This window comes from Micromonospora sp. NPDC005174, from assembly GCF_040608495.1.
In the GTDB taxonomy this organism is placed as follows: domain Bacteria; phylum Actinomycetota; class Actinomycetes; order Mycobacteriales; family Micromonosporaceae; genus Micromonospora.
The window spans coordinates 39,282-61,229 of the sequence record NZ_JBEXIJ010000016.1 but is presented as its reverse complement, the minus strand read 5'-3'; the positions used below and the strand labels follow the sequence as shown (position 1 = coordinate 61,229).

The following is a 21,948-nucleotide window of genomic DNA, read 5'->3' as shown; positions in this document are numbered from 1 at the left end:
ACGGCAATGCCCGGGCGGTGTCGGAGGTGACTGGCAGGATGGGCATCGTGCGGTTCATCGACCTGGCGGCCACCTCCGCCGCCGTGGGCGCCACCAGTGGCCGGCGGGCCAAGGTGCAGCTGCTCGCCGACGCGCTGCGCCGGCTCGACCCGCCCGAGGTGGAGCCCGGCGCCGGCTATCTCGCCGGTGAGCTGCGGCAACGCCAGACCGGCGTGGGCTACGCGAGCCTGCGTGACCTGCCACCGCCGGCCGCCGAGCCGACGCTGACCGTGGCCGCCGTCGACGCGGCCATCGAGCAGATCGCCGCCGTGCAGGGCACCGGTTCGCAGGCTCGCCGCCGGGCTCTGCTCGGCGCCCTCTACGCGGCGGCCACCACCGACGAGCAACGGCTGCTCACCGGCCTGTTCGGCGGCGAGCTGCGCCAGGGTGCCCAGGCCGGGCTGCTCGCCGACGCCGTGGCGCGGGCCGCCGAGGTGCCGGTCGCCACCGTCCGTCGGGCTCTGCTGCTCGCCGGTGACCTGCGCGCCGTGGCGGTGGCCGCGCTGGCCGGGGGCGAGGCCGAGCTGGCCGGGTTCGGCCTGCGGGTCGGCCGGCCGTTGGCGCCGATGCTCGCGCAGAGCGCCCCCTCGGTCGACGAGGCGCTGGCCGCGACCGGCACGCCCGCCGTGGTCGACGTCAAGCTCGACGGCATCCGCATCCAGGTGCACCGCTCCGGCGCCGACATCGCCGTGTTCACCCGCAGCCTCGACGAGATCACCAGCCGGGTGCCCGAGGTCGTCGCGGCGGTTCGCGCCCTGCCTGGCCGGGAGTTGGTGCTCGACGGCGAGGCGATCGGCCTGGACGAGACGGGCCGCCCGCTGCCGTTCCAGCAGACCTCCAGTCGGGCCGCCCGGCGCACCACGCCGAGCACCACCGGCCGTACGCCGGTCGCCCCGGCGGTGCTCGCGGCTGCCGCCACCACCGGCACGACAGTGCTCACGCCGTACTTCTTCGACCTGCTGCACCTCGACGGTGAGGATCTGATCGACCTGCCCGGCCGCGAGCGGTGGGCAGCTCTGGCCGGCGCGGTGGACGCCTCGCTGCTGGTCGGGCGCATGGAGGTCGACGGTCCGGAGCAGGCCGCTGCGGCATTCGCCGCCGCCCTCGACGCGGGGCAGGAGGGTGTGGTGGTCAAGGCGCCGGACGCACCCTACGACGCCGGCCGTCGAGGCGCGGCCTGGGTCAAGGTCAAACCGCGCCACACCCTCGACCTGGTGGTGCTCGCCGTCGAGTGGGGCAGCGGCCGGCGCAAGGGCTGGCTCTCCAACCTGCACCTCGGTGCCCGTGATCCGCGCACCGGCGACTTCGTCATGCTCGGCAAGACGTTCAAGGGGCTCACCGACGAGCTGCTGCGCTGGCAGACCGACCGCTTCCTCGGCCTCGCCGTCGAGCGTGGTGACTGGGTGGTCCGGGTCCGCCCCGAGCAGGTCGTGGAGATCGCGTTCGACGGCGTGCAGACGAGCACCCGCTACCCGGGTGGGATGGCGCTGCGGTTCGCCCGGGTGGTGCGCTACCGGGAGGACAAGTCCGCCGCCGAAGCGGACACCATCGACGCTGTCCGCGCGATCCACGCCGGACGGCCCACCGGCTGACGCCGGGGCGCAGGCCGGACGGTTCAGGCGGACGTGCTCGGCGTGGGGTCGGCCGCCCGGTCCAGCGGGGCGGTCGTGCCATCCAGGCCTGCGGCCCGGCGTGCCTCACGGCGGGCCACCCAGCCGTAGCCGAAGATCGCCATCGCGGCGAAGAGCCACCACTGCACCACGTAGCCGAAGTTCTGCCAGTTGTTGGTGTGCCCCACCGGAACGGCCTTGAAGACCGGGTCGGCGGCCGGGGTCTGCTCGTCCAGCAGCAGATAGCCGCCGTAGACCGGGTAGGGCAGCTCGCGGGCCAGACGCGGTACGGCGATCCGCCGCGTCTCCAGCCGCCCGTCGCGGCGGTCCACCGCGCCGGCGCCGCTCTCGGTCTCGTGCACCCGGCCGTTGACCGTGACGTCGCCACCCGGCGGGGTGGGCACCGACGGCTGGGCGGTCGCGCCCCCCGGGGCGGGCGGAATCCAGCCGCGGTCCACCAGCAGCGCGGTGCCGTCGGCGAGCACGAGGGGGGTGAGCACCTCGAAGCCGACCCGGCTGTCGACCGTCCGGCCACGGACGAGGACGGTGTTCGACGTGTCGTACCGGCCGGTGGCGGTGATCCGGGTCCAGACCCGGTCCTTCGCGGGGGCCGGACCGGCGGTGCCGGGGCCGCCGGTCGGCGGGCGGAACGCCTCGGCCAGGGGCGCCGCAGACATCCGCTCGCCCGCGTCGATCCGCTCGTTGATCTCGGTACGACCTCGGTAGCGGTCCAGCTGCCAGTTGCCGAGCCACACCATCACGGCGGCGGCGACCAGGGTCAGCGCGAGGGCGCCCAACCAGCGTGGGCTCAGCAGGAACCGGTACACGGGACCGAGGCTACCCGTATGACCGGGACCACTCACCGCGACCGGGCCGGGACGGTCCGCCGACCCCCGGTTGGCGGTGCTCGCCCGTCGGATCGGACGGGTATCGTCACGCCGACGGATCGACCCCCTCGGTTGTCCGTCGTGTACCCGCCACCGCCCGCGAGGAGTCGATGATGACCGTCGTGCCGCGCCTGGTGCTCAGCGCGCCGTCCTCCGGGCACGGGAAGAACGCGCTGGCGATCGGGCTGCTCGCCGCCCTGGCCGAGCGAGGTGTCGACGTCGCCGGGTTCAAGCTCGGCCCGGACCACGTCGACGCCGCGTACCTCGGTCTCGCCGCCGGTCGGCCCGGCCGGGTGATCGACCCCCGGCTGGTCGGCGTCGACCGGCTCGCCCCGCTGGTCGCGCACGGCGCCGCCGGCGCCGGGCTCGCCGTCGTGCAGGGCAGCATGGGCCTGTACGACTCGGTCGGTGGCCGTCCCGAGCAGGAGTCCACGGCCGCCGCGGCCGCCGCGCTGCGCAGTCCGGTGGTGCTGGTGGTCGACGTGGCCGCGATGGGCCAGTCGGTCGCCGCCCTGGTGCACGGTTTCCGCTCGTACGACGAGCAGTTGTGGCTGGGCGGGGTGATCCTCAACCGGGTGGCGTCGTCGCGGCACGAGGGGATGCTGCGCGAGGCGCTGGACGACGTGGGCGTGCCCGTCTACGGCGCGCTGCGCCGCCAGGACCTGCCGGCGGTGCTGCCGTCCCGCCGGCACGGGGTGGCGCCGGTGGTCGACTCCTCGGCCGACGCGGTCCGTGCCGTGCGCCGCCTCGGCGAGGCCGTCGCCGCCACCGTCGACCTGGAACGCCTGCTCGGGCTGGCCCGTTCCGCTCCGCCCCTGCCGGCGGCGGCCTGGTCGCCACGGGACGTGCTCGGCGAGCTGGTCGTGCCGGCTCAGCGTCCGCTGGTCGCGGTGGCGGGCGGGCCGGGTGGCAGCTTCAGCCACCCGGAGACCGCGGAGTTGCTGTCGGCGGCCGGCGCCGAGGTGGTCACTGTCGATCCGCTGCGCGACGAGGCGCTGCCCGTCGGCACCCGTGCGCTGGTCGTCGGCGGTGCGCTGCCGGAGACGTACGCCGAGCAGTTGTCGGCCAACCGCCGGCTCTGCATCGCGGTGGCCGAACTGGCCCGCACCGGCCGGCCCGTGGTCGCGGAGGGTGCCGGCCTGCTCTGGCTTGCCCGGGAGCTGGACGGGCTGCCGATGTGCGGTGTGTTGGACGCGGTCGGGGCGAGCCGCGACGGTCTCGTGGTGGGCTACCGGGAGGCGACCGCCCAGACCGACAGCGTGGTCGCCGCGGACGGCACGGTGATCGTCGGGCACAAGGAGCACCGGGCGGTGCTCACCCCGCGCGCCGGTCAGCGGCCGGCGTGGAGCTGGGACGGCGGCACCCCGGAGGGCTTCGTCTGGCGCAACGTGCACGCCTCGCAGCTCGCCCTGCACTGGGCCGGGCATCCGGCGACGGCCGCCCGGGTGGTGGCCGCGGCCGTGAGTGAGCCGGCAGCCGAGGTGGTGTCACCGCCGGTGGTGCCCGCGTGATCGGTCAGGTGGCGGTCCGCCGGTTTCCGGCGTTGACCGTCTCCACTCCGCGTACGGAGGTGCGCCGGCTCACCGCGGCCGACGCGTCGGCGGCCGGTGAGATCTTCGCCGACAAGCTGACCCGGCGCTGGCTGCCGCTGCCCGGCGACTCCGGCCCGATCGACGGGCACGCCTGGTGCACCGACCTGGCCCGGCAGCGACGCGACAGCGGCGAGGGCGACCACTACGCGGTGGTCCGCCGGGAGGACCACGAGGTGGTCGGCTCCCTCTGGACCCGGCGTACCGACTGGGGCGCCCGCCTCACCGAGGTCTCCTACGCGATGGCTCCCCACGCCCGGGGCTTCGGCCTGGCCGCCGAGGCGGTGGACGCGGTGGCCATCGCGCTGATCCTGGAGCACGGCTTCCAGCGGGTCGAGCTGCGTGTCGCGCCCGGCAACCTGGCGTCCCGGCGGGTCGCCGAGAAGGCCGGCTTCACCTACGAGGGGCTGCTCCGCAACGCCGGCTATGTCGGCGGCGGCCGGGTCGACCTCGAAGTGTGGTCGTTCGTGGCGGCGGACCTGCGCTGATCCACGCCGCCGGACGGCCCTGCGCTGCTGTCGCCGTCACTCGACGATGGCGTCCGACGGTGGCGTGAACTGGCGGGTCGGCGTGCCCTTCAGGCCGTCGCGCAGTGTCTGCGCCACCGCCGCGATGGGGATCTGGGACTGCCCGTCGCCGACCGCGTTGAACGGATTGTCCGGGTCGGAGATGAAGCTCGCCGCGGCCAGTTCCGGTGTGTACCCGACGAACCATGCCGACCGGGTGCTGTCGGTGGTGCCCGTCTTGCCGGCGACCGGGCGGCCGACCGTCCCCCGGACGCTGTCGGCGGTCGACCAGCCGCCGCAGCCCCCGCGTGCCGGGGTGTCCCCGGTCGGGCAGCGGGCGGCGTCGGTCGCCGCGCGGGCGGCGTCGGCGCTGACCACCTGGCGGCAGCGTGGCTTCGCCACCTCGCGCTGGATGCCGCCGGGGGTGGTGTACGTGGCCGGGGTGCCGTCCCGGTTCATGATCGCCTGCACGGGGATGGCCTCGCAGTAGCGGCCGTCGGCCGCGATGGCCGCGTAGGCGTTCGCCATCTCCAGCGGGGTCGCGTCGGAGACGCCGAGCGTGAACGCGCCCCACTTGTTGGCCTTGCCGGGCGACGCCTGCTCCCGGTCGACGTCGGTGCGCCAGCGCAGGCCGAGCTGTTCGGCGAGCCGGACCGCCCGTTCCGCGCCCACCTTCTCCTCCAGCCACACGAAGTACGTGTTGACGGACTTGCCGAAGCCGGACCACATGGTCTGCTGGCCGGTCATCGCGCCGCTGGCGTTGGAGGGCGCCCAGCCGTCGTAGACGGACGACTTGTAGCGGTACGGGGCGTTGAACGAGGTGGACAGCGTCATCCCGGAGTCCAGGGCGGCCAGCATCGGGAACATCTTGAACGTCGATCCGGCCTGGTAGCCCGGCAGGTCGCCGCCGCCGAGCAGCGGCGCCACCGTGTTCGGATAGTTGGCCTTCACCTTCGGCCCGGCCTCGGGATTGGAGCTGGGTGGGTTGTCGGCCAGGTCCAGGGAGTAGTTCCGGTTCACCGCCATCGCCTTCACGCGCCCGGTGCCCGGCTCGGAGACCACGATCCCGTTGGCGAACGGGCTGCCGGTGCCCTCCTTGGCGCCGACGTTCTTCTCCGCCGCCTCCTGGATCTTGGGGTCGAGGCTGAGCACGATGCGGTAGCCGCCCCGACGCAGCTTGTCCATCCGCTCCAGCCGGTTGGCCCCGAACGCGGGCTGCGAACTCCACCAGTTCTTCAGGTAGTCGCAGGCGAAGCCCCAGCTCCGGTACTTCTCGATGAGCGAGGCGCAGTCGCTCGGCGGGGTGGTGAGCTTCAGCCGGATCGGCTCGGTCTTGGCGGCGGCGGCCGAGTCGGGGGAGAGGTAGCCGAGCTGACTCATCCGGTCCAGCACGTAGTTGCGCCGCCCGGTGGCGTCCTTCTGGTCGGTGTCGGCCGGGTCGTACTCGGAGGGGGACTTGACCAGCCCGGCGAGGGTGGCTGCCTCGACCGGGGTGAGGTCCTTCGGGGTCTTGGAGAAGAAGATCTCGCTGGCGGCGTAGATGCCGTACGCCCGGTGACCGAAGTACGCCGAGTTCAGGTAGCGCTCCATGATGTCTTCCTTGCTCATCTCCTTCTCCAGGTCCAGCGCCATGCGCATCTCCTTGACCTTGCGCAGGCTGGTCTGCTGGGTGGCCTCCTGGACCTCCTTGGGGGTGGTGGCGCTGTCCCGTAGGGCCATCCGGACGTACTGCATGGTCAACGTCGAGGCACCCTGGGAGCCGCCAGAGCGGGCGTTGGACACGAAGGCGCGGGCCACGCCCTTCGGGTCGACGCCGTGGTGCTGGTAGAAGCGGTTGTCCTCGGCGGCGACGATCGCCTGCTGGATGTTCGGCGACATGTCCGACAGCTTCGTGTACTGCCGGTACTCCTCGTAGAACATGGTCAGCACGGTCTTGCCGTCCGGGGCGTACAGGTAGGAGGTCTCGGCGGGCAGAGCTTTGGTCAGCAGCCTGGTCTTCTGCTCCGTGGCGTGGGCGGTCGCCTTCGCGCCGAGCCCGGTGAAGGCGACCAGCGGGTACGCGGCGGCGGCGATCACGATGCCGGCGATGAGCCCGGCGCGGAGAAGAGGGACGAGTCGACCAGCGGCAGCAAGGGGTCGGTTGCTCACGTCGCCAAGTTATGACATTTCCGATTCGTACATGAGAAGAACTCATAAACCCGCGAGGTGGTGACATGGCTTACGCCGACATCGACTGTCCCGCCGGCCACCTTCCCGGCAGGATCGCGGACATGCGTGATCAGCCGTGCGGGGTGCCGTCGTACGCCGGGGCGGAGCCGGACCTGGCACACCACGGCGACGCCGAGGTCGGCACGGGGTTGGTCGACCTCGCCGTCAACGTCCGCCGGGCACCACTGCCGGCCTGGCTGGCCGATCCGATCGCCGCCACGCTCACCGATCTGGCCCGCTATCCGGACCCGACGCGGGCCCGCGCCGCCGTCGCCGCCCGGCACCGGCGTCACCCGGACGAGGTACTGCTCACCGCCGGCGCCGCCGAGGGATTCGTGCTCATCGCCCAGGCGCTGCGCGGCATCCACCGGCCCGTGGTGGTGCACCCGCAGTTCACCGAGCCGGAGGCGGCGTTGCGGGCCGCCGGGCACACGGTCGAGCGGGTGCTGCTCGACCCGGCCGACGGCTTCCGCCTCGACGGGTCCCTGGTGCCCGCCGACGCGGACCTCGTGATGATCGGCAACCCGACGAACCCCACGTCGGTGCTGCACCCCGCCCGGACCATCGCCGCGCTCGCCCGTCCCGGCCGGGTGCTGGTGGTCGACGAGGCGTTCGCCGACACCACCGGCGGCGCGTACACCGGCGAACCCGAGTCGCTCGCCGAACGGCGGGATCTGCCCGGCCTGCTCGTCCTGCGCAGCCTCACCAAGACCTGGGGCCTTGCCGGGCTGCGGATCGGCTACCTGCTCGGTGCTGAGGCCCTGCTGTCCCGCCTGGCCGCCGTCCAACCGCTCTGGGTGGTCTCCACGCCCGCGCTGGCCGCCGCCGCGGCCTGCGCCACCGGAGTCGCGGTCGAGGCCGAACGCGCGATCGCCGCCGAACTCGCCGCCGACCGCGACCACCTGGTCGCCCGCCTCGCCGAACTGCCCGGTGTACGCGTCGCGGGCCGTCCCGCCAGCGCGTTCGTCCTGCTGTGTCTGCCCGACGCGACGCGGGTGCGGCAGGCCCTGCGTGACCGGGGCTGGGCCGTCCGCCGGGGCGACACCTTCCCCGGGCTCGGCCCGGACTGGCTGCGGGTGGCGGTACGCGACCGAAACACCACCGATGCGTTCATCGCGGTGCTACGCGAGATCATGGAGGCATGATGCTGGAGACCACGACGTCCGCGATCCGGCCACCGGACGAGGCGGCGATGGCCGCTGCCCGCGAGCTGCACGGCCGACTGACCAAGCCGGCGGGCTCGCTGGGCCTGCTGGAGGACCTGTCGGTACGCCTCGCCGGGCTGGCCGGGGTCTGCCCGCCGCCGGTGCCCGAGCCCGCCGCCGTGGCGATCTTCGCGGGCGACCACGGTGTGCACGCCCAGCGGGTCACCCCGTGGCCGCAGGAGGTCACCGCGCAGATGATCGGCAACTTCCTGGCCGGCGGCGCGGTCGTCAACGCGTTCGCCCGGCAGGCCGGCGCGTCGGTCACCGTCGTCGACGTCGGGGTGGCCCACCCGCTGCCCGTCCCCGAGCCCGCCGCCCCGAGCGACCCGTCCGCGCCCCGGCTGGTCAACGCCTCCGTGCGCCGGGGCACCCGGGACCTCGCGGTGACCGCCGCGCTCACCCGGGACGAGGCGCTGGCGGCAGTGCGGACCGGCATCCGGATCGCCGACGAGCTGATCGACGCCGGGGCCGGCATCCTGCTCACCGGGGACATGGGCATCGGCAACACCACTCCGGCGGCGGCGCTGATCGCCGCGTTCACCGGCGTCGACCCGCTCGACAGCACCGGCCGGGGCACCGGGGTGGACGATGCGACGTACGCCCACAAGGTGGCCGTGGTGCGGGCCGCGCTCGCCCGGCACACGCCCGACCCGGCCGACCCGCTGGGTGTCCTCGCCGCCGTCGGCGGCCTGGAGCACGCCGCGCTGGCCGGCCTGATCCTCGGTGCCGCCGCCCGCCGTACGCCGGTCCTGCTGGACGGCGTGATCGCCGTGTCCGCCGCGCTCGCCGCCGCCGCTTTCGCGCCGGACGCGGTCGCTGCCATGATCGCCGGGCACCGCTCGGCCGAGCCCGGCGCGACGGTGGCGCTGCGACACCTCGGCCTCGACCCGCTGATCGACCTGGGGTTGCGCCTCGGCGAGGGCACCGGCGCCCTGCTGGCGCTGCCCGTGGTCACCGGCGCCGTCCGGGTGCTGCACGAGGTGGCCACCTTCGACTCCGCAGGCGTGGCCGAGAAGTGACCGCGCCTGGCGAACGGTCCGGTGGTGCAGGGTGAGCGCCAGCCCGTACCCCCTTGGTCTGCGGCTCGACGGACGGCGCGTGGTCGTGGTGGGCGGCGGAGCGGTCGCCACCCGGCGGGTGCCGGCGCTGCTGGACGCCGGCGCGGACGTCCTGCTGGTGGCACCGGAGCTGACCCCGGCGTTGCAGGCCCGGGTCGACGCGGGTCGGCTGCGGTGGGTGGCGCGTCGGTTCCTGCCCGAGGACCTGGACGGGGCGTGGCTGGTCCAGGTGGCGATCGACGACCCGCTCGCGGCGGCGTCGGTGAGCGCCGTCGCCGCCGAACGACGGATCTTCTGCGTCCGGGCCGACGACCGGACCGCTGCCACGGCCTGGACGCCGGCGGTGACCCGGCAGGGCCCGGTCACCGTGGCGGTGCTGGGCGGCGGCGACCCCCGCCGGGCGATGACCGTCCGCGACGCCATCCGCGACCTGCTCGCCGTGCGCGACGCCGGGCCGACCGAGGCGCACCCCGACACGGGGGCGACCGGCGGGCGGGTGGCTCTCGTCGGGGCGGGACCGGGCGACCCGGAGCTGATCACCGTGCGAGGTTGGCGACTGCTCACCGAGGCGGACGTGGTGGTCGCCGACCGGCTGGTACCCGGTCTGCTCCTGGACGAGCTGCGCCCCGACGTCGAGCTGGTGGACGCCTCGAAGATCCCCTACGGCCCGTCCCGGGCACAGGAGGAGATCAACCAGATCCTTGTCGACCGAGCGCTGGCCGGTGCTCGCGTCGTGCGGCTCAAGGGCGGCGACCCGTATGTCTTCGGGCGGGGTGGCGAGGAGTTGCTGGCGTGCGCGGCAGCCGGTGTGCCGGTGACCGTCGTGCCCGGGGTGACCAGCTCGATCGCCGCGCCCGCGGCGGCCGGCATCCCGGTGACGCACCGGGGGGTGGCGCACGAGTTCACCGTGGTTTCGGGGCACGTGGCGCCCGACTCGCCGGCCTCGCTGGTGCGCTGGGACGCCCTGGCGGGCCTGCGTGGCACCCTGGTGATCCTGATGGGGCTCAAGAACCTCGCCGCCATCACGGCCACCCTGATCGCGCACGGTCGACCGCCGCAGACGCCGGCCGCAGTCGTTCAGGAGGGCACCACGGGCGCCCAACGGACGCTGCGGTCCACGCTCGACGCGGTGGCCGCGGAGGTGCTCGCCGCCGACCTGCGCCCGCCCGCCGTAGTCGTGCTGGGTGACGTGGTGGGCGCGCTCGACGGGTGACGACAGCCTGGCTGCCGTGGCGCGGCGCTGCATCGCGGTGCGCTTCGGTGCGGTGCGGTGCGGTGCGGTGCGGGTGCGCGGCGCTGCGGTGCGCGCTGGGCCGGATTGCGACAATTCCCCTCATCGGTCCGGGGCCCGATGACTGCGTGTCCGTCCTTTGCTCTGCTTCAACGGAGGCAACACCCGGTGTCCGGATATCGGACGGCGCATGTTTCCTGGGTTGAAGCAGAGCAAAGGACCACCACCACACCCCTGCCACCCGGCCGGTGTCACGCTGAGCGACCTGAGGCCGGGCAACCACAACGGAATCGGGGCCGGAGGTGTACGCGCCTCCGGCCCCGATCGTCGTGCGAGTCGACCTACTGCTTGAGCATGTTGTCCAGCAGCAGGGCACAGCGGATCAGACCGAGGTGGCTGTACGCCTGCGGGTGGTTGCCCAGGCCGCGCTCGGCCAGCGGGTCGTACTGCTCCGGGAGCAGCCCGGTCGGGCCGGCGGTCAGCACCATCTGCGCGAACAGCTCCTCGGCGTCGGTGCGGCGACCGGTGCGCAGGTACGCCTCGATCAGCCACGCCGTGCAGATGTGGAAACCGCCCTCGCGGCCCGGCAGGCCGTCGTCCCAGTGGTACCGGTAGACGACCGGGCCGCTGCGCAGGTCCGCCTCGATCTTCAGGACCGTCGACAGGAAGCGCGGGTCGTCACCCGGGAGCAGGCCGGAGAGGCCGATCCAGAGCGACGAGGCGTCCATGTCCTCGTCCCCGTACGCGACGCTGTACGCCTCGACGTCGTCGTGCCAGCCGTGCTCCAGCACGTTGGCGCCGATGCGGTCGCGCAGGTCCTTCCACTCGGGCCGGTCCTCGCCACCGTGCTGACGCACCACGTGCAGCGCCCGGTCGACGGTCATCCAGCACATCACCTTGGAGAAGACGTGGTGCCGGGGAGGCAGCCGCGCCTCCCAGATGCCGTGGTCGGGCTCGTGCCAACGGCGGCGGACCGCCTCGACCATGTTCTCCAGGACCCGCCACTCGTCGTCGCGGACCGAGCCGCGCGCGTCGGCGACCGCCGCGATCAGATCCGCGATGGGGCCGAACACGTCGAGCTGGAGCTGGTGGTTGGCCAGGTTGCCGACCCGGACCGGCCGGGAGCCGGCGTACCCGGGCAGCGTGTCGATGACCGCCTCGGCGCCCAGCTCGTACCCGTCGATGGTGTAGAGCGGGTGCAGCCGCTCCGGGTGGCCGCCGGTGCGCTCGATGCAGCCGTCCACCCAGCGAAGGAACGCCTCGGCCTCCTCGATGGAACCGAGGTCGACGAGCGAGCGGGCGGTCAGCGCCGCGTCGCGCAGCCAGCAGTAGCGGTAGTCCCAGTTGCGGACGCCGCCCAGCTCCTCCGGCAGGGAGGTGGTGGCCGCGGCGAGGATCGAGCCGGTGGTCTCGTGGCAGAGCCCGCGCAGGGTGAGGGCGCTGCGCGCGACCAGCTCACGGGAGGTGGACGGCAGCCGCAGCGAGGCCACCCAGTCCTTCCACGGCTGCTCGGCCGCGGCCTGCCGCTCGTGGATCGGCACCCGGTGGTGCTCCAGGCTGTGCGTACCGAAGCGCAGCTCCAGCACGACCTGCCCACCCGCGGCGGAGAGGTCGACGACCGCCTTGGCGGTCTCGTACCCGCCGTCGTTGTTGACCTGCCACTCCACCCCGGGGGAGTAGAGAGCGATCGGTTCGTTGGAGCCGAGCACCAGCAGGCCGTCGCCGACCGGCTGCAACTGCACGGCCACCTGGCCGAACTCGGGGCGCGGAGCGAACTCCACCCGGACCCGGCCGTTGCCGCTGAGTACCCGGACCAGGGTCGAGTCGCCGGTCACCACCGCCGGGCCGTCCGGCGTCGTCTCGCGCGCCGGCTTGTCCAGCCAGTCGGTGACGGTGAGCCCGGACCACCGGGTCTCGACGGTCATGGTGCCGGAGCGGTAGCGCTGGCCCAGCGGAATGCCCCCCCGCTCCGGGGTGATGCTGAAGTGCCCGGCCGGGCTGCCGCCGACCAGGTCGGCGAAGATCGCCGCCGAGTCCGGCTTGGGGTGGCAGAGCCAGCTGACCTTCGCGTCGGGAGTGAGAAGCGCGACGGTACGACCGTTGGCCAGCATGGAGTGCCGCTCGATGGGCACCGCCCGCTCGCCGAACAGCCAGTGCCGGCGGGTTTCCAGCAGCAGCCCGAGCGCGCGGGCGGCCTCGATGGGCTCGGCCACCCGGAAGCTGGCCTGGGTCTCGCCGGGGCCGATCTTGATGCCGAGGTCCGGCCCGTGCAGGTTGCCGAAGGCGTTCTCGTCGGTGACGTCGTCGCCGATGAAGAGCACCGCGCTGGCCGAGAGCTGGGTCCGTAGCTGGTCGACGGCCGTGCCCTTGTGGGTGGCCACCACGGACAGCTCGATGACCTCCTTGCCCTGGGTCACCGTCACGCCGTCGAAGCTGGCCGGGCCGTTACGGACGGCCTCGATGGCCGAGGCGGCGACCTGCGGGTCGACGCCCCGGGTGTGTACCGCGACGCTGGCCGGCTTGCGTTCGAGCCGGATGCCCGGGTGCTCGGCGGCGATCTCGCGCAGCGCGTTGCGCACCTGGGTGCGTACGGCGACCAGCTCGGGGGAGAGGCGCTCGACGAAGCCGATGTCGAACTCGGAGCCGTGGCTGCCGACGAGGTGTACCTCGCTGGGCAGCCGCGAGAGCGCGGCCAGGTCCCGCAGAGCGCGACCGGAGACCACGGCCACGCTCGTCTGCGGTAGGGCGGCGAGCGCGCGGATCGCGGCCACCGACTCGGGCAGCGGTACGGCGGTGCTGGGGTCCTCCACGATCGGCGCGAGTGTGCCGTCGTAGTCGCAGGCGATCAGGAGCTGTGGCACCCGGGCGATCCGGCCGATGGCGGATCGCAGCTCCGGGTCCATGACCCCGGTGGCGATCGCCGTTCCGTCGTTGACGGACGTGTTCACGCGGCCTCCGCCTCGGAAACTCCCAGTTCGGAGAGGAAAGACTTGGCCCAGTGCCCCACGTCGTGGGTACGTAGGTGACGTTGCATTGTCCGCATCCGGCGGCGCGCCTCGCTTTTTTCCACGTGCACGGCCCGGAGCAGGGCGTCCTTGACCGCGTCCGGGTCGTGCGGGTTACACAGGAATGCCTGGCGCAGCTCCGTTGCGGCGCCAGCGAACTCGCTCAGCACGAGCGCACCGCCCTGGTCGGCACGGGATGCGACGTACTCCTTGGCCACGAGATTCATGCCGTCTCGCAGCGGGGTCACCATCATCACGTCCGCAGCAACGTACATCGCGGCCAGTTCACTGCGACTGTACGACTGATGGAGGTAATGCACGGCAGGCACGCCGACTCGGCCGAATTCGCCATTAATCCGACCAACCTCGCGCTCGACCTTGACGCGAAGTGCCTGGTAGTGCTCGACGCGCTCGCGGCTCGGCGTGGCGACCTGCACCATAACGGCGTCCGGAACTGTCAACTTTCCGTCAGCGAGCAACTCGCGGAACGCCTTCAGGCGCAATTCGATGCCCTTGGTGTAGTCGAGCCGGTCCACGCCCAGGATGATCGTCTTCGGGTCGCCCAGTTCGGCGCGGATCTGCTTGGCCCGGGCCTGGATCGCCGGGTCGGCGGCCATCCGCTCCATCTCCTGCGTGTCGATGGAGATGGGGAAGGCGCCCGCCTTCACCTGCCGACCGTCGACCTGGATCATCTGACCCTCGTAGCGCAGCCCGAGCAGGTGCCGGGCCAGCCGGACGAAGTTCTGCGCGGCCAGCCGCTGCTGGAAGCCCACCAGGTCCGCCCCGAGCAGACCGCGCAGCAGCTCGGTGCGGAACGGCATCTGCATGAACAGCTCGATCGGCGGGAACGGGATGTGCAAGAAGAACCCGATCCGCAGGTCCGGGCGCAGCTCGCGGAGCATCGCCGGTACCAACTGGAGCTGGTAGTCCTGCACCCAGACCGTCGCGCCCTCGGCCGCCACGTCGGCCGCGGCCTCCGCGAACCGGGCGTTGACCAGGCGGTACGCCTCGCGCCAGCGACGCTTGTACGCAGGTGTCTCCACCGCGTCGTGGTAGAGGGGCCAGATCGTCGCGTTGGACTGGCCCTCGTAGTAGCGCTCCAACTCCTCGGCGCTCAGTGGGACCGGGTGCAGCCGGATGCCCTCCAGGTCGAACGGCTCGGGCGCCGCGCCGGTGCCACCGGCCCAGCCGACCCAGGTGCCCTGGTGCTCGGCGAGTACGGGATGCAGCGCGGTGACGAGCCCGCCGGGGCTGCGTCGCCACTGCCGTCCCTCGGGTGTGCTCACCTCGTCGACCGGCAGACGGTTCGCCACTACGACAAAGGAGCTACGGACGGTCACGATCGGGCACCTCCGGGTACTGACGGGTCCACCGCGATGAGCGTACTGAGCGTAGCTGCGGTGTCTGGGCCCCCGTGCCGGAGTCTCCTACCCGCCCCGCAGTCGGCGAATCCTCAGGGTGATCTTGTCGACAGCCCGACGGTCGGAGGGGTGGGCGGCTCGCCGCGTACTCCTCGGGCGGGGTGATGTGGGCGAAGCGCGCCGTACCTGTCAGGATTGACGATGGCGTGCGCGTGGCCGGCTCCCCGCCGGCGGCGGCGGGCGGAGTCTCAGCCCGCGCCGCGCCGCCCACTCAGGCGACAGCAAACCGACGGAGGTAGCCCGCACCGTGGCCCAGTACATCTACGTTCTGGAAAAGGCGCGCAAGGCGCACGGCGACAAGGTCGTGCTCGACAACGTCACGTTGAGCTTCCTGCCGGGGGCCAAGATCGGTGTGCTCGGCCCGAACGGCGCCGGTAAGTCCAGCCTTCTCAAGATCATGGCAGGGCTGGACAAGCCGAGCAACGGCGAGGCCCGGCTCATGCCCGGCTACACCGTCGGCATGCTCGCCCAGGAGCCCCCGCTCAACGAGGCCAAGACCGTGCTCGGCAACGTCGAGGAGGCGGTCGCCGAGACCAAGGCCAAGCTGGAGCGGTTCAACAAGATCGCCGAGCAGATGGCCACCGACTACTCCGACGAGCTGATGGAGGAGATGGGCAAGCTCCAGGAGGAGCTCGACCACCTCGACGCCTGGGACGTCGACTCCAAGCTCGAACTGGCCATGGACGCGCTGCGCTGCCCGCCGCCGGACGCCGACGTGACCCAGCTCTCCGGTGGTGAGCGTCGCCGGGTCGCGCTCTGCAAGCTGCTCCTGGAGGCACCCGACCTGCTGCTGCTCGACGAGCCCACCAACCACCTGGACGCGGAGAGCGTCTCCTGGTTGGAGCAGCACCTGGCCAAGTACGCCGGCACCGTCATGGCGATCACCCACGACCGGTACTTCCTCGACAACGTGGCCAACTGGATCCTCGAGCTGGACCGTGGCCGGACGTACCCGTACGAGGGCAACTACTCCACCTACCTGGAGAAGAAGGCCGCCCGGCTGGCCGTCGAGGGCCGCCGCGACGCCAAGATGAAGAAGCGCCTCACCGAGGAACTGGAGTGGGTCCGCTCCAACGCCAAGGCCCGGCAGACCAAGTCGAAGGCACGCCTCGACCGGTACGACGAGATGGCCACCGAGGCGGAGAAGACCCGCAAGCTGGACTTCGAGGAGATCCAGATCCCGCCGGGCCCCCGCCTGGGCAGTACGGTGATCGAGGCCAACCACCTCACCAAGGGCTTCGGCGACCGGGTGCTCATCGACGACCTGTCGTTCTCGCTGCCGCGTAACGGCATCGTCGGCATCATCGGCCCCAACGGCGTCGGCAAGACCACGCTGTTCAAGACCATCGTCGGGCTGGAGGAGCCGACCAGTGGGTCGGTCCGGGTCGGCGAGACGGTCTCGTTGTCGTACGTCGACCAGAACCGCGAGGGCCTCAACGGCGACAAGACCGTCTGGGAGGTCGTCTCCGACGGGCTGGACTACCTGATGGTGGGCAAGGTCGAGATGCCGTCGCGGGCGTACATCGCCGCATTCGGCTTCAAGGGCCCGGACCAGCAGAAGCCGACCAAGGTGCTCTCCGGCGGGGAGCGCAACCGGCTCAACCTGGCGCTGACCCTGAAGATCGGCGGCAACGTCATCCTGCTCGACGAGCCGACGAACGACCTGGACGTCGAGACCCTGTCCAGCCTGGAGAACGCGCTGCTGGAGTTCCCCGGCTGCGCCGTGGTGATCTCCCACGACCGGATGTTCCTGGACCGGGTCGCCACGCACATCCTGGCCTGGGAGGGCGACGACCAGGACCCGTCCAAGTGGTTCTGGTTCGAGGGCAACTTCGAGGCGTACGAGAAGAACAAGATCGACCGCCTCGGCGCGGAGGCCGCCCGACCGCACCGGGTGACCTACCGCAAGCTGACCCGTGACTGACCGCTTCATCTACCACTGCACGCTGCGCTGGTCCGACCTGGACGCGTACGGCCACGTCAACAACTCGCGCTTCCTCACGCTGTACGAGGAGGCGCGGGTGGCCTTGATGTTCGCCGGCGGCCGGGCCTGGGGAGTGGGCTCGTTCGCCGACGGGGTGGTGATCCGCCGACACGAGGTCGACTACCTGCGCCCGGTCGACTACGCGCTGGGCCGGGCCACCGCGGAGTCCGCTCCCACGGTCCGCATCGAGCTGTGGGTGGAGGAGATCAAGGCGTCCCGGTTCACCGTCGCCTACGAGCTGTACGACGGTGATGTGCTGGCCAGTCGCGCCCGCTCGGTGCTGGTGCCGTTCGACCTGACCCGTCAGGTGCCCCGGCGGATCACCGTCGAGGAGCGGGACTTCCTGCTCACGTACGCGCCGGAGGGTGGTGGGGCGTGACGCGGCCGGGCGCGGACCGGGTGGCGGCGTCGCCGTCCGGCCACGGTCTGACCGGCGTGGCCGACGCGGGCGCCTTCCTGGCCCGGTTGGTGCGGCTGGACGCGGGGGCGCCGGTACGGCTGCGGCCGGCCGGCGCCCCCGGCCGGGTCGTCCTGTGGGCCCGGCTGCCGTGGCAGGTGCTGGTCGCCTCGACGGTGGCCGGCGACGCCGCCGGAGACGTCACCGTGGGCGCGGCCGACCTGCTGGCCGAGCTGGGACGCGGCGGTGCGGCGCTGCCGGAGCGCCGGGACGCGCAGTGGCGTTGGCCGCTGCCGCCGTCGCGCAGCCAGCCCGTCGAGGTGCTGCCCAGCGTCGAGGTGCGCCGGATCGCCGACGCGGCGGCCGGCACCCTGCGCACGGCGAGCGCCCAGGGGGTGGCGGGCCGCGCGGTGGGTCAGCGGGCCCTGCGCGACGCGCTTCTCGACCACGTGGCCGTTGTCGTCACACCGGACGATCCGCCGGGCCCGGCGGTCGAGGTGCCGCAGCGGCTGGTGCAGGGTCTGGTCCGGATGGGCTTCCTCGGCGCCGTCGACGACCCAGCCGGCCCTTCTGGGCATGCGGGAGTGCGGGTACGTGTCGCCGGTCGCTGGGTGGGCCTGGTGGGATCATACGGAGCGGCCTGGTTGCAGAAGGCCACGGACCTCGCCGTGACTCCCCTCACTACTCGTCCGAACGGATGACCCCCACTCATTCTTCTGGGCCGGTGGGCCCGTTGGGGGGGTGCTTCAACCCGGCTGTCCGGGTACCGTCCATCCTCGGATCCAACGCACCGTAGGCGGCTGGATCCGCTGGGGAGTGAGGTGCGACGAGCGATGCCGTGGTGGTCATGGCGCCCCGGTCCCGCCGACGGCGGTGATCCGGAAACCCGAAGCGGGATCACAGTGGAGAGCGCGGTCCGGGTCGGGCCGCCGAGTCCTCGCCAGCCGGGAGACGACTGCCCGGGCAGCGACAGACCTACATTGACCGAGATGGCGGCCACCATCGAGCCGGTGAGCCTGCGCCGGGTCTGTGACGCACTCGACCTGCTCGACGTGCGTTACCTGGCCGACGGCGACGGCAACCTGCTGGCCATGTGGGAGCGGCACGCCGTGCTGGTGACCCTTGAGGGTCCGGAGGACGAGATCCTGGTGATGCGGGCCCGCCCGCACGCCACCGTCCCGCCGGACTGGGCCGACCGGGCCTACCGGGTGGTCAACGAGTGGAACCACACCCGCCGCTTCTGCAAGGCGTACATCGGCGACCCGACCGAACGCGGGCAGCTGCCGATCTACGCCGAGTTGCAGGTGCCCCTGGGTGCCGGCACCCACGACGCTCTGTTGGTCGAGATGCTCGACTGCGGCGCGGCGGTGGCCACCAGCTTCGTGGACTGGCTGCACGACGAGGGCGCGCTGCTCTGAGGCCATGGCCGAAGCGTCGGGCGCGCGCGGTCAGGCGCGCTCGGCCGGGTCCTCCATGGCGTTGACCATGAAGTACGCGGCCCGCTCCAGGTAGTCCCAGAGGGCGACGGCGAGCTGCGGTTCCAGGTCGAGCCGGTCCACCGCCTGGCGCATGTGCCGCAGCCAGGCGTCGCGCTCGGCCCCGCCGATCCGGAACGGGGCGTGCCTCATCCGCAGCCGCGGGTGCCCGCGCTGCGCGGAGTACGTGTTGGGCCCACCCCAGTACTGCATGAGGAACAGGGTCAACCGGTCGGCCGCCGGTCCCAGGTCTTCCTCCGGATACATCGGTCGCAACAGGGGATCGCTGGCGACGCCGACGTAGAACTCGTCCACCAGCCTGCGGAAGGTGGGTTCGCCGCCGACCGCTTCGAAGAGGGTCATCGACGCATCGGCACGGCCGGATTCACCTGCGGGGTTCACCGTTCCATCCTGCCAGGCGCGTCGGCCGTCGACCCGACCCGGAGGCCGTGCGCCGGCTCACGCCGCGGATCAGGTCACCGCGTGCCGGTGGCGGCCCTCGGCGGGTCGCGGCTCGGCGCCCTTGTCGCTGACGGCGATGCCACCCGCCGCACGGGTCGGCGCGAGGTTGGCCGCCGAGGCGGCCGCTACCGCCGCGTCCACCGTCTGATTGTCCGGCCAACGCAGGGCGGCGACGGTCATCAGCAGCACTCCGGCCGCGCTCCAGAGGCCGACCACCAGCGGAAGGGGAAACCGTTCGGCGAGCAGTCCGGTGATCAGCACCGCGAGCCCCTGGATGACCTGCACCCCGGTGGCCATCACGCCGAACCCACGAGCCCGGAACCCGTTCGGCAATGCCTGGACGAACAGCCCGTTGGCCATCGGGAGCATGCCGGCGACCGCGAACCCGCACAGGGCGGCCAGGAGCGCCACCACCGCTGGGGGCGGATCGAGCACCGCCGGCACCAGCACCAGCGGGGCGCACACCGCGAGCGGTCGCATCAGGGACAGCCGGCGGGCCGGGCCGCACAGCCGGCTCACCAGCAGTCCGCCGAGGATGAAGCCCACCGGACTGGCCATCATGATCACCGCCTGTGCCGTACCGGCGGCCATGTGGCTCTGGGCACCCTCGTTGGCCCAGGCGGCGGCCAGCCCCTCCGGGACGATCGAGAAGAGCATCGCGCTGAACACCAGCACCGCGATGGCCCGCAGCACCGGCGTACGGAAGACGACGCCGAAGCCCTGGGCGGTCTCCCGCAGCAGGTGGCTGCGGTGGGCGGTGGTCATCGCGACCGCGTGATCCCGGACGCCGAAGCGCAGCAGCAGCGCCGAGAAGCCGAAGGTCGCGGCGTTGAACAGCAGCGCGACGGTCGGGTCGATCGAGGCGACGGCGGCGCCGAACAGGTAGCCGAGGACCTGCGCGGCCTGCGCGATACTGCTGTTCAACGACAGGCCGACCACCAGCCGGTCTCCGGCGAGGATCTGCGGCATCAGCGCGGACTTCGCCGCCTGGCTCGGCGGGTTGGCAAGCGTGGTGGTGAAGAGGAGCACCAGCACCACCGGGATCGGCAGCCCCGGGAGGGCGATGAGCACCATCAGCGCCATCCGGATGACGTCACACGCCACCATCACCCGCCGGAACGGGTACCGCTCGGCAAGCGTGGCGAGCAGCGGACCACCGAGCAGCCACGGCAGGTAGCTCACCGCGAACGCGGCGGCGGAGAGCGCGACGGACCTGGTCTGCTGGTAGACGAGGAGCGTCACGGCGGCCTTGGCGACGTAGTCACCGACCCAGGACAAGGACCCGGCCGTGAAGACAGCCCGAAATTCACGTTGGGCAAGTACTTCGCGAAAAGTGGCCGGACCTTCCGTGGAAGGTCGCTCGTCGGGCACCGTCGCCTCCATCGGCCCCCGGGTGCGGCTGCTTGTGGCCGCCGGGCCGGGAACGCTCGTCAGATCTGCGGATCAGCGAGGATGTGACCGCGCTCCAGCGGGAACGCGTGCTTCGGGATTCTGCCCGATCGTCGGACAACTGGCTAGGGCGAACGGATCGTTCGTCGCATCCCCGACCGAACGAACGGACGATACTCCAGGGTCCGCGCGGACCGTGGCCCGTGTCCTGCCGGCCAGGGTGCCAGGTCAGGTGGCTCCACCCTGACCGGTCTCGCCGTCGGGCAGGGGCCGGCTCGGGACACCGGGATAGATGCGGGCAGCGGCGATCTGCGCGGTGATGCCCGAGTTCTCCAGCGCCTCCGCCAGCCTGCGACGCAGTTCCCGGCCCACCGCGAACTGGCCGTCGGCGGTCGTCTTGACCACCGTGCGGATCACGGCGCCGTCCACCGTCATCTGCTCGACTCCCAGCACCTCCGGCGCCTCCACGATCTCCGGCGACAGTTCCGGGTCCACCGCCACCGACGCGGCGGCCGTCCGCAGCACCGCGTTGGCCTCCTCCGTACCGCTGAAGCCGATCGGCAGGTCCACCACCACCAGGGCCCAACCCTGGCTCTTGTTGCCCACCCGGATGATCTCGCCGTTGCGGATGTACCAGAGCACGCCGCGTCCGTCCCGGACCGTGGTGACCCGGAGTCCGACCGACTCCACGACGCCCGTCGCCTCGCCCAGGTCGACGTTGTCGCCCACGCCGTACTGGTCCTCGATGAGCATGAAGAGCCCGGCGATCAGGTCCTTGACCAGACTCTGCGCGCCGAAGCCCAACGCGACACCGGCGATGCCGGCGCTGGCCAGCAGCGGTGCCAGGTCGAAGCTGAACTCGCGCAGGATCATCAACAGCGCGATGCCGAAGACGAACGCCGTGGTCAGGCTGCGCAGCACCGAACCGATCGCCTCGGCCCGCTGTCGTCGCCGCTCCGGCACGAACTCGGCCGGGTTGACCGCGGAGGTGGGCACCCGCTCGCGCAGCGGTCGCAGCATCGTCGGCACCGCGCCGTCGGTGGTCGTCCGGACCAGCCGGTCGATCGTCCGGTGCAGCGCCCAGCGGGCCACCATCGCCAGCGCCAGGATCAGCAGCACCCGCAGTGGCTTGAGCAGGATCCAGTAGCTGCCCTCGGCGAACCATTCGGACCTGGTCATGCGGTAGAGGAACTCGCAGGAGGTACTTCCCTGACAGTTCACCGATACGGCGTCGGACAGGGCAAGGGGCGTCACGCTGGCGGCACTCACCCTGCCTTCGTACCGCAAGACCTCGGACCGGCCGCCGCCGACCCACCAGCCGGGTGAGATGCGTCCGAGCGCCGGGTCGGACCGGGGCGAACCGGCCATCGTGACAGGTGCGGGAAAGAGCTTCATATCCGACCCCGGATTAGTACGTGCAATCCGGGGTCCGATCAGGGACTATTGGCGCAACGGACGTCGGTGATCGAACGGGCGTCGACG

The 21,948-nt window shown here is 72.3% G+C and carries 17 protein-coding genes; 10 read left to right on the top strand and 7 right to left on the bottom strand.

The genetic code is table 11. The annotated features are described in order from the left end of the window. Window positions 1–38 precede the first annotated feature (38 nt). Complete coding sequence (locus tag ABZU91_RS18825) at window positions 39–1,631, top strand: ATP-dependent DNA ligase (RefSeq protein ID WP_355241955.1); 1,593 nt, start codon at window positions 39–41, stop codon at window positions 1,629–1,631. A gap of 23 nt (window positions 1,632–1,654) precedes the next feature. On the opposite strand, the gene ABZU91_RS18820 is transcribed toward ABZU91_RS18825, so the two are convergent. Beyond that, window positions 1,655–2,476, bottom strand: coding sequence for an SURF1 family protein (locus ABZU91_RS18820; protein WP_355241687.1), 822 nt, complete (start codon window positions 2,474–2,476; stop codon window positions 1,655–1,657). 173 nt (window positions 2,477–2,649) lie between these two features. Between ABZU91_RS18820 and ABZU91_RS18815 the strand changes: the two genes are divergently transcribed. Next, the gene (locus ABZU91_RS18815; RefSeq protein ID WP_355241684.1) at window positions 2,650–4,047 is read left to right on the top strand and encodes a cobyrinate a,c-diamide synthase; all 1,398 of its coding nucleotides are present in this window, start codon (window positions 2,650–2,652) and stop codon (window positions 4,045–4,047) included. Beyond that, on the top strand, window positions 4,044–4,613 hold the full coding sequence (locus tag ABZU91_RS18810; protein ID WP_355241681.1) for a GNAT family protein: 570 nt from the start codon (window positions 4,044–4,046) through the stop codon (window positions 4,611–4,613). Before ABZU91_RS18815 ends, ABZU91_RS18810 begins: the two co-directional genes overlap by 4 nt. A gap of 36 nt (window positions 4,614–4,649) precedes the next feature. On the opposite strand, the gene ABZU91_RS18805 is transcribed toward ABZU91_RS18810, so the two are convergent. Beyond that, window positions 4,650–6,779, bottom strand: coding sequence for a transglycosylase domain-containing protein (locus ABZU91_RS18805; RefSeq protein ID WP_355241678.1), 2,130 nt, complete (start codon window positions 6,777–6,779; stop codon window positions 4,650–4,652). Window positions 6,780–6,901: 122 nt separating this feature from the next. On the opposite strand from ABZU91_RS18805, the gene cobC reads away from it, so the two are divergent. From cobC to cobA, 3 genes are read left to right on the top strand one after another with little or no spacing between them, the layout of a single operon-like run. Beyond that, a complete protein-coding gene (cobC, locus tag ABZU91_RS18800) occupies window positions 6,902–7,984 on the top strand; it encodes an Rv2231c family pyridoxal phosphate-dependent protein CobC (protein WP_355241952.1) in 1,083 nt (360 codons plus the stop codon). Then, window positions 7,984–9,063 (top strand): nicotinate-nucleotide--dimethylbenzimidazole phosphoribosyltransferase, encoded by a 1,080-nt coding sequence (cobT, locus tag ABZU91_RS18795; RefSeq protein WP_355241949.1) that lies wholly within the window; start codon window positions 7,984–7,986, stop codon window positions 9,061–9,063. The genes cobC and cobT overlap by 1 nt, the downstream gene beginning before the upstream one ends. A gap of 31 nt (window positions 9,064–9,094) precedes the next feature. After that, window positions 9,095–10,315, top strand: coding sequence for a uroporphyrinogen-III C-methyltransferase (cobA, locus tag ABZU91_RS18790; protein ID WP_355241675.1), 1,221 nt, complete (start codon window positions 9,095–9,097; stop codon window positions 10,313–10,315). A 359-nt stretch (window positions 10,316–10,674) separates the two neighbouring features. Here cobA and otsB read toward each other — a convergent pair whose 3' ends face one another. Beyond that, on the bottom strand, window positions 10,675–13,236 hold the full coding sequence (gene otsB, locus ABZU91_RS18785; RefSeq protein WP_355241946.1) for a trehalose-phosphatase: 2,562 nt from the start codon (window positions 13,234–13,236) through the stop codon (window positions 10,675–10,677). A gap of 41 nt (window positions 13,237–13,277) precedes the next feature. Next, on the bottom strand, window positions 13,278–14,678 hold the full coding sequence (locus tag ABZU91_RS18780; RefSeq protein ID WP_355241672.1) for a trehalose-6-phosphate synthase: 1,401 nt from the start codon (window positions 14,676–14,678) through the stop codon (window positions 13,278–13,280). A 328-nt stretch (window positions 14,679–15,006) separates the two neighbouring features. On the opposite strand from ABZU91_RS18780, the gene ettA reads away from it, so the two are divergent. From ettA to ABZU91_RS18760, 4 genes are all read left to right on the top strand, one after another. Beyond that, window positions 15,007–16,683, top strand: coding sequence for an energy-dependent translational throttle protein EttA (ettA, locus tag ABZU91_RS18775; RefSeq protein ID WP_355241669.1), 1,677 nt, complete (start codon window positions 15,007–15,009; stop codon window positions 16,681–16,683). Further along, window positions 16,676–17,122, top strand: a complete 447-nt coding sequence (locus ABZU91_RS18770) for a thioesterase family protein (RefSeq protein WP_355241666.1) — start codon at window positions 16,676–16,678, stop codon at window positions 17,120–17,122. The genes ettA and ABZU91_RS18770 overlap by 8 nt, the downstream gene beginning before the upstream one ends. Further along, window positions 17,119–17,841 carry a hypothetical protein gene (locus ABZU91_RS18765; RefSeq protein WP_355241663.1) on the top strand — a complete coding sequence of 241 codons (723 nt, stop codon included), beginning with the start codon at window positions 17,119–17,121 and terminating at the stop codon, window positions 17,839–17,841. The genes ABZU91_RS18770 and ABZU91_RS18765 overlap by 4 nt, the downstream gene beginning before the upstream one ends. A 132-nt stretch (window positions 17,842–17,973) precedes the next feature. Next, the gene (locus ABZU91_RS18760) at window positions 17,974–18,558 is read left to right on the top strand and encodes a YbjN domain-containing protein (protein WP_355241660.1); all 585 of its coding nucleotides are present in this window, start codon (window positions 17,974–17,976) and stop codon (window positions 18,556–18,558) included. 30 nt (window positions 18,559–18,588) lie between these two features. On the opposite strand, the gene ABZU91_RS18755 is transcribed toward ABZU91_RS18760, so the two are convergent. From ABZU91_RS18755 to ABZU91_RS18745, 3 genes are all read right to left on the bottom strand, one after another. Further along, window positions 18,589–19,017 (bottom strand): globin, encoded by a 429-nt coding sequence (locus ABZU91_RS18755; RefSeq protein WP_355241657.1) that lies wholly within the window; start codon window positions 19,015–19,017, stop codon window positions 18,589–18,591. Window positions 19,018–19,086: 69 nt separating this feature from the next. Further along, entirely contained in the window at window positions 19,087–20,460 is a 1,374-nt protein-coding gene (locus ABZU91_RS18750; RefSeq protein WP_355241654.1) for an MFS transporter, read from the bottom strand. Window positions 20,461–20,694: 234 nt separating this feature from the next. Beyond that, complete coding sequence (locus ABZU91_RS18745) at window positions 20,695–21,753, bottom strand: mechanosensitive ion channel family protein (RefSeq protein ID WP_355241943.1); 1,059 nt, start codon at window positions 21,751–21,753, stop codon at window positions 20,695–20,697. Window positions 21,754–21,948 lie beyond the last annotated feature (195 nt).